The organism is Citrifermentans bremense (assembly GCF_014218275.1).
Classification (GTDB): Bacteria; Desulfobacterota; Desulfuromonadia; order Geobacterales; family Geobacteraceae; genus Geomonas; species Geomonas pelophila.
This window is the reverse complement of the sequence record NZ_AP023213.1, coordinates 1,576,570-1,589,867: the sequence shown is the minus strand read 5'-3', so window position 1 is coordinate 1,589,867 and position 13,298 is coordinate 1,576,570. Positions and strand designations below refer to the sequence as shown.

General features: G+C 60.1%; 11 protein-coding genes. 9 read left to right on the top strand and 2 right to left on the bottom strand.

What is annotated here, in order from left to right:
* Positions 1-198 precede the first annotated feature (198 nt).
* The 3 genes from GEOBRER4_RS06960 to GEOBRER4_RS06950 all read left to right on the top strand — a co-directional run bounded on the left by GEOBRER4_RS06960 (position 199) and on the right by GEOBRER4_RS06950 (position 3,409).
* Positions 199-612 carry an SseB family protein gene (locus tag GEOBRER4_RS06960; RefSeq protein ID WP_185244793.1) on the top strand — a complete coding sequence of 138 codons (414 nt, stop codon included), beginning with the start codon at positions 199-201 and terminating at the stop codon, positions 610-612.
* Between the two features lie 356 nt (positions 613-968).
* Positions 969-2,543 carry a methyl-accepting chemotaxis protein gene (locus tag GEOBRER4_RS06955; protein ID WP_185244792.1) on the top strand — a complete coding sequence of 525 codons (1,575 nt, stop codon included), beginning with the start codon at positions 969-971 and terminating at the stop codon, positions 2,541-2,543.
* A 188-nt stretch (positions 2,544-2,731) separates the two neighbouring features.
* Positions 2,732-3,409 carry a YkgJ family cysteine cluster protein gene (locus GEOBRER4_RS06950; RefSeq protein WP_185244791.1) on the top strand — a complete coding sequence of 226 codons (678 nt, stop codon included), beginning with the start codon at positions 2,732-2,734 and terminating at the stop codon, positions 3,407-3,409.
* On the opposite strand, the gene GEOBRER4_RS06945 is transcribed toward GEOBRER4_RS06950, so the two are convergent.
* Entirely contained in the window at positions 3,410-4,588 is a 1,179-nt protein-coding gene (locus GEOBRER4_RS06945) for a methyl-accepting chemotaxis protein (protein WP_085813255.1), read from the bottom strand.
* A 209-nt stretch (positions 4,589-4,797) separates the two neighbouring features.
* Between GEOBRER4_RS06945 and GEOBRER4_RS06940 the strand changes: the two genes are divergently transcribed.
* Complete coding sequence (locus tag GEOBRER4_RS06940; protein WP_185244790.1) at positions 4,798-5,262, top strand: Lrp/AsnC family transcriptional regulator; 465 nt, start codon at positions 4,798-4,800, stop codon at positions 5,260-5,262.
* A 53-nt stretch (positions 5,263-5,315) separates the two neighbouring features.
* Positions 5,316-6,581 carry a diaminopimelate decarboxylase gene (lysA, locus tag GEOBRER4_RS06935; RefSeq protein WP_185244789.1) on the top strand — a complete coding sequence of 422 codons (1,266 nt, stop codon included), beginning with the start codon at positions 5,316-5,318 and terminating at the stop codon, positions 6,579-6,581.
* Between the two features lie 112 nt (positions 6,582-6,693).
* On the opposite strand, the gene GEOBRER4_RS06930 is transcribed toward lysA, so the two are convergent.
* On the bottom strand, positions 6,694-7,881 hold the full coding sequence (locus GEOBRER4_RS06930) for a tetratricopeptide repeat protein (RefSeq protein ID WP_185244788.1): 1,188 nt from the start codon (positions 7,879-7,881) through the stop codon (positions 6,694-6,696).
* A 354-nt stretch (positions 7,882-8,235) separates the two neighbouring features.
* Here GEOBRER4_RS06930 and GEOBRER4_RS06925 point away from each other — a divergent pair, with 354 nt between their 5' ends.
* The 4 genes from GEOBRER4_RS06925 (at position 8,236) to GEOBRER4_RS06910 (ending at position 13,237) form a co-directional block, all read left to right on the top strand.
* Positions 8,236-8,451 (top strand): CsbD family protein, encoded by a 216-nt coding sequence (locus GEOBRER4_RS06925; protein WP_185244787.1) that lies wholly within the window; start codon positions 8,236-8,238, stop codon positions 8,449-8,451.
* Between the two features lie 143 nt (positions 8,452-8,594).
* Positions 8,595-8,765 carry a hypothetical protein gene (locus tag GEOBRER4_RS06920; protein ID WP_185244786.1) on the top strand — a complete coding sequence of 57 codons (171 nt, stop codon included), beginning with the start codon at positions 8,595-8,597 and terminating at the stop codon, positions 8,763-8,765.
* A 683-nt stretch (positions 8,766-9,448) separates the two neighbouring features.
* A complete protein-coding gene (locus tag GEOBRER4_RS06915) occupies positions 9,449-10,639 on the top strand; it encodes an FIST signal transduction protein (protein WP_185244785.1) in 1,191 nt (396 codons plus the stop codon).
* A gap of 18 nt (positions 10,640-10,657) precedes the next feature.
* Positions 10,658-13,237, top strand: coding sequence for a hybrid sensor histidine kinase/response regulator (locus tag GEOBRER4_RS06910; RefSeq protein WP_185244784.1), 2,580 nt, complete (start codon positions 10,658-10,660; stop codon positions 13,235-13,237).
* Positions 13,238-13,298 lie beyond the last annotated feature (61 nt).

The window sequence follows — 13,298 nt, the reverse complement described above, 5'->3', positions numbered from 1 at the left end:
CTTGTCTCATCGCAAGATTGGAATTCTACCATACCGGCGGCCAAATCAAGCACCCAACCGGCAAGGTCTCCGCGGCGGCCATCGCTGCAGGGCCCCTGCCCTCTGTAGATCGTTCTTTGTTCTTGTAATGCCTTTAGCCGTCTAGTATGGTTCCCAGGAAAAAGCAGCCCGACGTTCACCAAAGACAAAGGAACCAAGATGGAAAAATTAGACGAGGCGCTGGTGGAACTGCGCCAGGACATGCGGGACCACAAGAAGCAGTCGGCCTTTTACGACCTCTTTCTCAACTCCTCCTTTTTCGTCCCGATCCTGAACGACGACCAGCAGCAGGACGAGACCGCGGGGGTCATACCGGTTATCACCGAAGCCGAGGGAAACGATTACCTGATGATGTTCAGCTCTTTGGAGCGGCTTAAGTCCTGGACCGGCGAGGAAGGGAGGTACATCGAGGCGCCGGGACACCTGTTGGCCATGAACAGCGTGCCCCCCCTGCACTGGGCTCTGAACGTGGGAACCGAGTTTTCCAAGCAGTTCCATCCCGAGGAAATAAAGTGGCTCAGGGATTCGGTGGAACGTTGCAACGCCGAGGCAGCTAAAAGCGCCGGAGCCTGATAGCCCTTTAAGGCGGAGTTGCCGCCTTTTTTCCAAGCATAGTAAGTCCAAAAGGCGCCAAGGGAAACACCCCTGGGCGCCTTTTTTCTTTCCCTGAATACTTGCTTCTTTGCGCACCTTACTCTGAACATCTCCCTGACCCACTTCACTAAGTCTCAAAGGTACCTTCAGCCACGAATTTGTATACAGAATGACTTTTTATTAAAGTCATAGTCCTTTTTAGCCGAACCCAATAGACAAGAAGAATATACTTCCCCACGCGTTGAGCCATTGTCGTCTCAATACGCGGTGGGCCTTTTTTTTGTCGCACGTCCAAAGACGCGCAGCGGCCGATACAGGAAAGGAGTTCTGCTGTCATGGAAACCATCTGGCATTACTATCTCTGTCTCACCATCAGGACCAGGCTGATAATCTTGTGCCTGTGCTACAGCGTATGCATCGTCGCGGCAACCGTTGCAGGTTCCCTCGACTCACAGTTTTGGCAATGGGGATTGACGGTCGCGTTCATCACCCTGGGCGCTCTTTTCGGCGGCATCAACATTTGGGGCATAACCAGCGCGATCACCCGGACCATCAACAACCTGGAAACGCTGGCCAAGGGAAACCTCAGCCAGGAGATCGTGATCAAGCGCACCAACGAGGTCAGCAAGATCCTGCACGCCATGCGCAAGATGGTCGGCAACCAGACCGAGGTGCTGCGCAACATACACGGCGCCAGCCTACAGATGGAACAGTCCTCCTTCCAGATATCCGAGATCTCCAACGAGATCGCCGACACCACCCGCGCACAGCAGGCGCAGGTCCTGCAAGTATCGGCAGCGACAGGCGAGGTGCTCACGATTTCCGAGTCGGTGCGGGAACTTTCCGACATGATGCTGAACGAGTCACTTGTCACCGAAAAGGAGGCCGAACAGGGGCTGGACGCCACGAACCAGAACATCGACCAGATGCGGTTGACGGTAGCCGAGGTCAACCGCGCCGCAGAAGAGACTTCCGGGCTGCACCAGGTGGCTGAAGAGATCCACAAGATCATCGCCAGCATCACCGATATAGCGGACCAGACGAACCTGCTGGCGCTCAACGCCGCCATCGAGGCCGCAAGGGCAGGAGAGCAAGGGAGGGGGTTCGCCGTGGTGGCAGACGAGGTGCGCAACCTCGCCACCCGGACCTCGAGAGAGACACAGGAGATCACCAGGATCATCTCGACCCTGGCGGAACAGGTAAGCGCCACAATGAGCACCATGGAGCGCATCGTGGAACGTGTGAACGGCGGCGAGCAAAAGACGCTGCAGACGGCCCAGATAATCCAGAGCATGGCCTCTTCCGTCCGTGAAACCTCCGCGGCCAGCCGGCGCATTTCCGACGCGAGCAATTCACAGATGGAGCGGCTCACGCAGCTGCAGCAAAGCCAGGAATCGCTCTTCCACACCATCAAGGACAACGGCGCGAAGATCGGGGTCACAGCGACCATCAGCGGGGACCTGAACGCCGTGACCAAGCAGTTCAACCGCTTGCTCGACAACTTCACCTTCGCTACCGAGACAGAGATCGAGCGCTCGGAACGGGAGCAGCGGCATTACCCGCGCGCGCACAACGGCCTTCTCGCCGTCATTCGCGAGACGGGCTCGCAGCAGGAGGTCCAGGGCATCACCAGCGACTTCAGCATGTCCGGACTCCAACTGCGTATCCCCAAAGAAGCCGAAATCAAGGAAGGGCAACTCGTCGAGGTGCAGGTCATGACCCCGGGGACCTCTTTGGAAGATTTCGAGAACCAGGTGCCGCTCAAGGTCGCTGCAAGGGTCGTGTGGCGTCGTGTCAATGCTGCCGGTGCCGCCTGCGGGCTCGAGTTCAAGTCGCTCGACCCGGCACAGCAGCAGCGTCTGCAGACCTGCTTCCGGCATTTCAAGAAGAACTCGCACTTCAAACAATAGAGCCCTGTTACGAGGCGACGCTGACGCTCACGCGTTGATGGCGATACAGAAAAGGCACCTGGGAACAGGTGCCTTTTTTACTGCCTGACAGTCAGTGATTGAAAGCAGTGAGCTTGCATCTGGATCGAGACAGGCTATACATTCTCCAACTGTAGCTGCCGACTGCGCCTAGTGGGGGGGATGGGAACATGGACGAGATTAGCTGGCAGGCTGAGAGTTTCGCTGCGGCATTGGTGGGGAAGCTGCGGGAGATCCTGGACGGAGAGGCGGGGCTTGCGGCACTGGCTGCCGCGGTGAAGCGCTGCAGCGAGGCGGCGGAGGAGGTCTGCGCGGGACGCCCCATGGCATGCGCTCCCGGGTGTCCTTCCTGCTGCGTCCTGAACGTGGCGGTCCTGCTGCCGGAGGCGGTACTGGTTGCACGAAGGCTTTCGGCCACGCTCCCGCCTGATGAGCTTAGCCGGCTGCGGGGCACCCTTGCCGCCCACCGATCCTCGACGCGCTGGATGGACGACGAGGAGAGGATTCTCAAGCGCGCAGACTGCCCGTTCCTCGACGGCTACGGCAGTTGCAGCATACACGAGGTGCGCCCCCTCGCCTGCCGCGCGGCGGCCTCGCTGGACGCCGATTGCTGTCGCAGCGCCTTCTCCCCCGTCGTCACCGACGAGCCGCGGCTGGTCCCGGCCGATCTGTTGAGGCAGGCGGCCTACGACGAGGCGTTTTCCGCGCTGGCGCTTGTTCTGAAAGGCCTGGGCCTCGACAGCCGCAGCATCGAATTGGGGACCGGGGTGCTGGCCTTTGTGGACATGCCGGAGTACCTGGAGCTCTTCCTTGAGGGCGGCAGGCTCCCGGACTCGCTGTGGCGCTGACTAGAGGTGGAACTGCCGCACCAGGCGCTCCAATTGGTCCGCCTGGGAGGAAAGCGTCGCCGCGGCGGTGACGGTGCCTGCGGTTTCGTGGGCGTTGCGCGCGATGACCTCGGTCACCTGCTGCACGTTTCTCGAGATCTCGCCGCTCGTAGCAGTCTGCTCTTCTGCAGCGGTGACGATCTGGTTGATCTGCATGGTCACCTCGGAGATCCTGCTGGTGATCTCCTCGAGCGCCTCACCGGATTTCATCGAGAACCCGGTCCCCTTCTCCACCTCGGTGACGCTGCTTTCCATAGCAGCCACCGCGAGTCTCGTCTCGGACTGGATCGCCTTGATCATCTCTCCGATCTCGCGCGTGGCACGCGTGGTGCGCTCCGCCAGGGCGCGCACTTCGTCGGCGACCACCGCAAATCCGCGTCCCTGCTCGCCTGCCCTTGCCGCTTCGATGGCGGCGTTGAGCGCCAGCAGATTGGTCTGGTCCGCGATGTCCTCGATGGTTCCCACGATCTCTCCGATCTGGTCCGAACGCGCCCCCAACCCTTCGACCGTCCCAGCGGCATCCTTCACCTTTGCAGCTATCACTTCCATCCCCTCGATGGTCTGGTGCACCACGTTGGCTCCGGACTGGGCGGTGTCGGTCGCCTGGCTGGAGTTGGATGCCGCCCTCATGCAGTTCTCGGCGATGTCTCCCGAGGTCGCAGCCATCTCCTCGCTCGCCACGGCGACGGCGTTGGTCTGCGAGGCGACATCCTCGGTTCCGGCCGCGATCTGGGCGGCGCTGGAATGGACCTGGTGCGAGGCCCTGGAGAGGTCTTCCGAGGTCTGCGAGATCTGCGACACGATCTCCCGCAAGGTTTCCTGCAGCGAGCCTATGGAGCGTATGATGGTGCTGATCTCGTTGTTGCGCTTCGGCGCGATTTTCTGGGTCAGGTCCCCTTCGGTCATCCTGGCCAGATACCCCTGGATCCGGGCCAGAGCGTCGTTTACGGTCCAGTAAAGGAGGGAGCTGAAGAAGATGCCTAGTATCACGAAGACCGTGGTGGAGATGATGGCTATTGAAGCGGAGAAAGACCTGCCGACTGTGACAGCCGCTACGATACAGAAACTGTAGCAGGCGGAGAGGAAAACTATCCGTGTCTTGATTTTAAGCCGCATGTAGAGATCTAAGAGAACGTTCATGGTCGCACCTGTCAAAGCTGTTAGCTGGGAACCGCCGGTTTACAGACTTATCGGCACCAAAGCCCTTCGCTTTAGTAGTAGGAGCTAATTTTAAGGGGAAAAGTGCCGCACGAGGATGCCCGCGGCCCAACTGCGTCTTGCCCTGCAAAAAAATTCTTTACACCTTCCAAATCAGCGAATATAATTCGTCAATCGGAGTGTAAACAAGAATGATCGACGACATAGACATACACATACTGGAGATCCTTCAGGAGAAGGCGCGCATCCCCAACGCCGAAGTCGCCCGCCAGGTAGGCATGGCGCCCTCTGCCGTTTTGGAGCGGATCCGGAAGCTCGAGGAGCGCGGGATCATCGAGGGATACGAGGTGAGGCTGAACCCCGTCTGTTTCCACCAGGGGTTGTCCGCCTTCGTCTTCATAGAAACGGAAGGGGACTCCGCCGAGACGGCGCAAGCCTTGGCCGGCATGACTTCGGTCCAGGAGGTGCACCAGGTTGTGGGTCCCGACGGGTTCCTGGTGAAGCTCAGGACGGCCGGCAACACCTCCCTCGCCGGCATCCTGCGCCACCAGATCCAGCCGCTCAAGGGGGTGAAGTCAACCCGCACCCAGATCGTTCTGGAGACCGTCAAGGAAACCAGAAGCGTCGATCTGGTGCATGCAGAGCGAGACCTTTAACAAGCGACGCAGCTAGGACAAAAAGCCATCTACAGCCAGAGGAGATCACCAAAATGCCGATGTCAGTTTCTTTCAAGGACCGTCTGTTCCCCCGCATCCCCCAGATCCGGCAGCATTTCCAGACCCCGTTCCACATCTACGACGAGTCGGGCATCAGGGAGACCGGCGCCCAGCTTATCAACGCGTTTTCGGGGATCCCCGGTTTCCGCGAATTCTTCGCGGTCAAAGCGCTTCCCAACCGGGAAATCCTCAAGCTGATGAAGGAGATGGGATTCGGCTTCGACTGCAGCTCCATTCCCGAAGTCATCCTGGCCCGGGAGCTTGGGGCGAGGCCGGAAGACATCATGTTCACCTCCAACAACACGAGCCAGGAAGAGTTCGACTTCGCCACCAGGGACGGCGGGTGCATCCTGAACCTGGACGACATATCCCTCATCGAAAAGGTGCCGGTCTTCCCTGAGATGATCTGCTTCCGCTACAACCCGGGGCCGCGCCGCACCGGCAACGTGATCATCGGCAACCCCGAGGAGGCGAAGTACGGCGTCTCCCACGAGCAGGTCGTCGAGGCCTACCGCCAGGCGAAAGAGCGCGGCGCCACCCGCTTCGGCCTGCACACCATGGTAGCTTCCAACGAGCTGGACTACACCTACATAGTGGAAACGGCCCGCATGGTGCTCGAGGTAGCCGAGGAAGTAGAAGCGGCCCTGGGCATAGTCTTCGAGTTCGTCAACATCGGCGGCGGCTTCGGCATCCCCTACCGGCCGGAGCAAAAGCCGCTCGACCTGGCAAAGATGTCGGCCGAGATCACCGAGCTCTTCGACGACTTCCGCAAGCGCCACGGGCACGCCCCGGCGATGTACATGGAGAGCGGCCGCTTCATGACCGGCCCCCATGGCGCGCTGGTCACCACCGCCATCAACAGCAAGGACACCTACCGCAAGTACATCGGCGTCGACGCCTGCATGTCCGCCCTGATGCGCCCTGCCCTTTACGGCGCCTACCACCACATTGACGTCCTGGGGAAGGAAAAGGAGCAGAAAAGCGAGGTCTACGACGTGGTAGGTTCGCTTTGCGAGAACAACGACAAGTTCGCCGTGCAGCGCGAGCTCCCGCCGGTCGAAGACGGCGACATCCTCGTGATTCATGATTCCGGGGCCCACGGCCACGCCATGGGGTTCCAGTACAACGGCCGCCTGCGTCCCAAGGAGCTGATGCTGCGCGCCGACGGCCGCGTCGAGCTGATAAGAAGGGCCGAGACCGTGGCGGATTACTTCGCGACCTACGACTTCGAGCCCTCCGTGCTCCCCGCCGGCGCCTAAAGCGGCACCGACAGACTTGAAACGACAAAAGGCATCCAGCCAAAGCTGGATGCCTTTTTTTCATTGGCGCCGGGAAACGCCGGCGCAGCCAAGCGGCGGCTCAGGTGCGCTTTTATTGTGGAGGGAGCACCTTTCCTTTCACCCCCAGCCGCTCCAGCTCGGCCAGTTTGCCCTTGGCGGCCTCCTCCGTGGGGAAACAACCGGCGTTGATGATGTAGGTCGACACCGGAACCGTTGCCTCTTTCAGCTCCGAGTCTATACCCTTGCCCAAAAGACGCTTCTGCTCGTCGAGAGCCGCCTGGTGCTCGAAGTAGGACCCCGCGTAGACGCGGAAGATCCCTTCCTTGCCTTTGAGCATGAAATGCTCGGCCCCTGCCCTGCGCAGCTTGTTCAGCATTTTTTTGGCCGCGGCTTCGCCGGAGTATTCCCCGACTAGAATTCGCAGCATCGCTTCAACTCTCTGGCCGCCAGCCCCGACAACCGGCACAAGACCGGCCTTCTCAACCGCCTTCTTCCCCCGGATCAGGGCGTTCTTGCCGACGAACTCGCCAACCTCCACGGCATAGCTACCCGGAGCAGTTGCAGAGTTGTCGCGGCAGGCCGTCTCCGTCTCAGCCGCCTTCGACGCGTCGACGGAAATAGCGACCGGCGTCGCAGATGCGGGAGCAGGCTTGGTGACTGCGGCAGCAGCAGGTTTGGCGACCTCGGCGGGAGCAGGTTTCGCGACCTCGGCAACAGCAGGCTGCGCCACTTCGGCAACGGTGGCCGCGGCGACTTTTGCGACAGCAGGCTTCACCCCTTCCGCTTTCTTCGGAGCCTCGGCAGGAACTGGTGCGCTGGCCTCATATTGCACCTTTGCGGCAGCCGGTTCTGCGGGCTCGGCCGGGGCGTCGCGCCTGGCTGCATCCGGTACGCCCTGGCCGGCAGCGTCCGGCTGCGCAGAAGCCAGGTCGTAAGGCTCCTGCTGCTGTGCCAACTTCAGGGTCTCTTGATCCAGCTTGGCGGCCGCCTGGGGGTAATCCTTCATCAGGGTCTTTACCACCCGCACCGCCTTGTCTTCCCGGCCGGTAGCGGCGTACGACTTCGCCATCATGAGCAGTATTTCCTCCCGCTGGGCGGTCTGGGGCCAATTCCTCAGTATCCGCTCAAGCCAGGTCGAAGCATAATAGTACCCACCCTCTTGATAATGGCCCTTGGCCGTAGCCATCATCTCGGCTTCGTCCAGCTGCGCGTGGGACAACAGAGGGCAGCAAAACACAGAAAGCAGCACCGACAGTAAAAGCATCCGAATCTTGAACATGTTATCCTCACCGGCCAATTAATGGAATAGTAGCTTGATAATGCGCTATCCAGTCAAAATAAAAAACGCAACGACGAAAATTATTTCAGCTCCTCGGCAATGTCAAAGAAATTTTATTCATGGCCTCCAACAGAGTACCCCTCAAACGCCGTGGCCGCGCTAAGTCCATCCGGAATAAACCCGAGGACCCACTTTATCCCTCACCCACCGCTTATAATCGTCGCGCACGTGCCTAAGTTCCAGCCGGAACTATTCGTGTACCTTCGCCACGGCATCATGATAAAATGTGCTTGTAGTAGCGAGCAGTAAAAAAAATGAACGGAAGTAGTCACGGCGAAAGCCTGGAGGTAAGTCATGAGATCCAGCACGAAAGATACATCAAAGGGTGCGTTACACGAAGCAAAAGGGAAAGTAAAAGAGACGACCGGCAAGATTTTCAGCAACGTCTCCCTGGAAAGTGAAGGCAAGGCGGAAAAAATAGCCGGCAAGGTGCAGAAAAACGTCGGCAAGGCGGAAAAAAACATCGAGAGTGACGTAGAAAGCGCAAGAAGCCGCCGCGGCAAATGGTAAGGTGCATATTCTGCAGGTAAAACAAGAGCGGGCGGCCATCGGCCGCCCTTTTTCTTGATCTGAAACCGCCATTGCGGTGCAGCCTCTTCCGATTATAATTCCACCTGCCCACCCCGTACTCAACCAGACTACAGGAGTCGAGCATGCGACCTTTCTCCCAGATTCTCAGTATCGCCCTCACCTTCTCTGCCGCGTCCACCGCCCTCGCGCTCACGGGGCTGAACCAGTGCGGGCCGGGGACCAACCCGCCCAAGGGGATGCGCTGTGTTCAGGACGAACTGCTGCTCGGGCGAGTCGACCGCCTCCGACTATAAGCTCGACCTCAGAAGCGTCCGGCCCAGGCCCTGGAACGGCGTCTTTCCCCCCGGTGGTGGTTCCGATACGGGCAGAACAGCCAAGCCAGGCGAGGAAGAGGGAGAGGCTTCAAAGTGACGGCAAGGGAGATCACCCCGGCAGCGGATGGCCACAGTAAGGGCAGACCGTGCACGAAGGGTCAAGGTAACGTTGGCATGGTGCGAAAGAGCACTGTTTCGGCTGTTTCCTTGCCACCGTCGCAACGGGTTGTGGTGGCACGGGATGTACGGGCTCAGGCAGGTTTCTCGCCGCTTCCTTGATGGGGAGGCATTCGAGCGCTTCTTCCATCTGCAGGCGGCGTTTCTCGACGTTCTTCGCTTTCTTTATTTTTCCGTTTTTGGACATGGTACCTGACAGACAGAAAAAGGGGTTATCCCGAGGGATAACCCCTTTTCACGTATTTTTGATCGCTTTTAATTACCACACTACTTTTTGCCGTGTCAACCATCCCCGCCGCCTCCGGGCGCTCCCCCGAGCCACGGATCTTTTGTTTACAACGCGGCGGCGTTGTTCTCCTTGCATTGCTTGCCGCAGGGACTTAGAATGTCTCATCCCTTTGGCCCGAGAGAGCGGCAGTATGCCGGCGCCTCGCCAGAAAGGCCCCGAGGGGGAATAACGAACCAGGTCCGCAGCAGGAGTAAAGATGGGCACGTCAGTTGGAATAGGCTTCAGCACCCGCAGAAGCCCGATGGAAGCCGGGAGCGAGGCGGCGCGGACGGCGCTGGAGCAGGCCGGCGTTTCGAAGCCGGACCTCGTCATCGTCTTCGCCACGGTGGGCTACCAGCAGCAGCAGCTGATCGGCGCCATACGCGAGGTCACGTCCGGCGCGCCGCTTTGCGGCTGCTCGGGCGAAGGGATCATCGTGCAGGACGCGGTCGTGGAAACCAATTTCGCCGTGGGGGTCATGGCGATCGCCTCCGACGAAGTCAGCTTCAACATCACCTCCGTCACCGGCATCGGCGAGGACCCGCGCATAGCCGGCGAGAGCCTGGCGGAGAAGGTCTGCCCGCTTCTGGCCGAAGACAGCCGCGCCTTTTTCCTTTTGGCCGACGGTTTGGCATTCGATTTCGATCCCTTCGTGGCAGCCTTCGAGGCTACCCTGCCCGCTTCGGGCCGGCTCCCCATATTCGGCGGACTGGCTGCGGACAACTGGGCTTCCCGCAAGACCTACCAGTACCACAACGACGAGATATTGAGCCAGGGGGCCTGCTGCATCGTCCTTTCCGGGAACTGCCGCGTCGCCTGGGGCATCAACCACGGCTGCGTTCCTGTGGGGGCGAAACGGACCATCACCCGAAGCAAGGGAAACGTCATCTTCGAGATAGACGGAACCCCTGCCCTGGAGGTCCTCAAGGAATACGTAGACGAGGACTGGGCGGTCAAATGGAACAAGGCGACCCTGAACCTCGGGCTCGGGTTCAGGACCCCTGAGCACCTAAGGGAGCGCTACGACGAGTACTACGTGCGCTACATCATGGCAAAGGACGACGAGGCGGGCTCGGTCACCATCCAGTCCGACGTCACCGACGGAACCGACCTTTGGATCGTCAGGCGGGACAAGGAGCTGATGCTGGACGGTCTCAAGTCCATCCCGCGGCAGATAAAGGAAGATCTTGCCGGGCAAAAGCCGAAACTGGTGCTGCAGTTCGAGTGCATGGGACGGGGACGGGTCGTCTTCAAGGAGCAGGAGCGCATGGACCTGGTGAAGTCACTGCAGCGGGACCTTGGGGAGGAGCTCCCCTGGCTGGGTTTCTACACCTACGGGGAGATCGGCCCCATCAGCAGGTACAACTGTTTCCACAACTTCACTTCCGTGGTCGCCGTCATTTACTGACCATCTGGTTCCGGACACATGGCAAAAACAGACATCGACAGGGTTACGGCCGAGCTGGAAAGGCTGAAACAGGAGAACGAGGTCCTCTCTGGGCAGGTCAAGCGGCTGGTCAAAGCGGAGAGCAGGCTCTACGACTACCAGGAGAAGCTGGACCTTCAGCTCAAGGAGTACAGCGCCCTGTACGACCTGAACTCGAGGCTCTACACCTGCCATGACCTCCCGGCCATCTTCGAACTCGCGTCGGAATACGTGATCAACCGTCTCGACTACGAGAGGGTGCTCTTCTTCCAGAAAACCGAGAAAGGCGACGCCTACAGCGTCTGCGCCTGCGACGGCTACCACTACGCCCACGAAAAAGAGGCCGTCTCCGGCCTCACCCTCTCCTGCAAGGCCGCCATCCTGGCCCCGCTTTTCGCCGGGGCGAACTACAGCATCTGCACCGAAGAGTCGCAGCTCAAAGAGCTCGTGGAACACCGGGACCTGCTCCTGATGAACGAATATTTCATCTGCCCGCTGGGAAACCGCGCCGAGCCGGTGGCGCTTCTCGCTGTGGGAAATTCCGCCGAAAACGCCGAATTCTATCGCCGGATCAGCGACAGCGAGGAGGCCCTCTTCGGCCTGGGGAACCTGGTCGGGCTCCTCTCCTCGACCATCGAGAACCAGATCCTCTACACCGGAATGAAAAAGGCCCTCGAGCAGGAGCGCCTTGCCGAAGCGAAATACCGCGGCATCTTCGAAAACGCCATGGAAGGCATCTTCCAAACCACCCCGGAAGGAAGGTTTTTGAGCTGCAACCCGGCGACGGCAGCCATCCTGGGGTACAGCACCCCCGAAGAGGTGCTGGAGGGAGTGGTCAACGTAGGTCTGCAACTCTACGTGGACCCCAGCCGGCGCGCCGAGCTCTACGCCATGATGTTCCAGCGCCAGGATGTGAAGAACTTCGAGGTCGAATTCTGCCGCAGGGACGGCAGCAGGATCTGGGTCGACCTCAGCACCCGTCCGGCCTTCGACGAAGAAGGGAAGCTGATCTACATCGACGGGGTGATACAGGACATCACCGAGCGCAAGCAAAACGAAGAGGCCCTGCGCAAGCTGTCCCAGGCGGTTGAGCAGAGCCCGGTTTCCATCGTCATCACCGACACGAAGGGGCGCATCGAATTCGTCAACCCGAAGTTCGTCCAGTTGACCGGGTACTCGCTCGAAGAGGTGCTCGGCAAAAACCCGCGCATCCTCAACTCGGGAAAGGCTCCGGTCGAGAAGTCCCGAAACCTATGGGAGACAATCTGCGCCGGCAAGGTCTGGGAAGGGGAGTTCCTGAACCGGAAGAAGGACGGCGAGCTTTTCTCCGAACACGCCACCATCTCCCCCATCAGGAACAAGGACGGCGTAATCACCCACTTCCTCGCCATCAAGGAGGACATCACCGAGCGCAAGCTCTTGGAAGCGCAGCTTTTCCAGTCGCAGAAGATGGAATCGATCGGGCGGCTGGCCGGCGGGGTGGCGCACGACTTCAACAACATGCTGAGCGTCATCCTGGGGAGCGCGCAGCTGGCGATGCGCTGCGTCACCGAGGGGACCCCGGTCTGGCAGGACCTCGAACAGATAGTGCAGGCGGGAAAGCGCTCCAGCCAGATCACCCGCCAGCTTCTCGCCTTCTCACGCAAGGAGATCATCGCGCCGCGCGAGGTGAACCTGAACGAGCACTTCACCGAGATGCAGAAGACGCTTGGGCGCCTGATCGGGGAGGACATCCGGATGGAATTCAAGCCGGCGCCCGAGCTTTGGACCATCGATGCGGATACCACCCAACTGGATCAGATCCTGGTCAATCTGGCGGTTAACGCCCGCGACGCCATGGGCAACGGCGGAGTCCTCACCATTCAGACCGCGAACATCCGGGTCGACGCCAGCTACAGCCAGTTCCATCTCGACGCCTCCCTCGGGGAGTACGTGCAACTGTCGGTCAGCGACACAGGGTGCGGCATGGACCGGGAGACGCTGTCACAGATCTTCGAGCCCTTTTTCACCACCAAGGAGGTGGGCAAGGGGACCGGGCTCGGCCTCGCCACGGTCTACGGCATCGTGAGACAGCATAACGGCTTCATAAACGTCTACAGCGAGCCGGGACAGGGAACCACTTTCGAGATAAACTTCCCGAAGTTCTCCGGCTCCCCCCTGGGTGCCGCCAAAGACGAAGCCGTGGCGGTCAGCGGCTCGGGTACCGTGCTGCTGGTCGAGGACGACCCGCTGGTGCGCAAAACCACCCTCGACACCCTGAAGGAGATCGGCTACCAGGTAATCGAGGCGGCGGGCGCCGAAGAGGCGATCTCGATCTGCCGCGAGAAAGGGACCCATGTCGACCTGATCCTCACCGACGTCGTCATGCCAGGGATGAACGGAAAGGAGATGGTCGATGCCATCGAGGCGTTTCGCCCCGGTCTCAGGGTGCTGTTCATGTCCGGCTACACCAAGGACCTGGTGGCGCAGCGCGGAGTGGCCGAAGGCGGCAGACATTTCATCCAGAAGCCCTTCGACATCCATGCTCTCGCCGGCAAACTCAGGGAGACGCTGCAGCAAAAGAGCCTCCCCACTACCTGACCTGAAAAAAACGGGGCTCCCACGAGATCTGAGTACTCAACTGAGTCGCCGATGTAGTCAG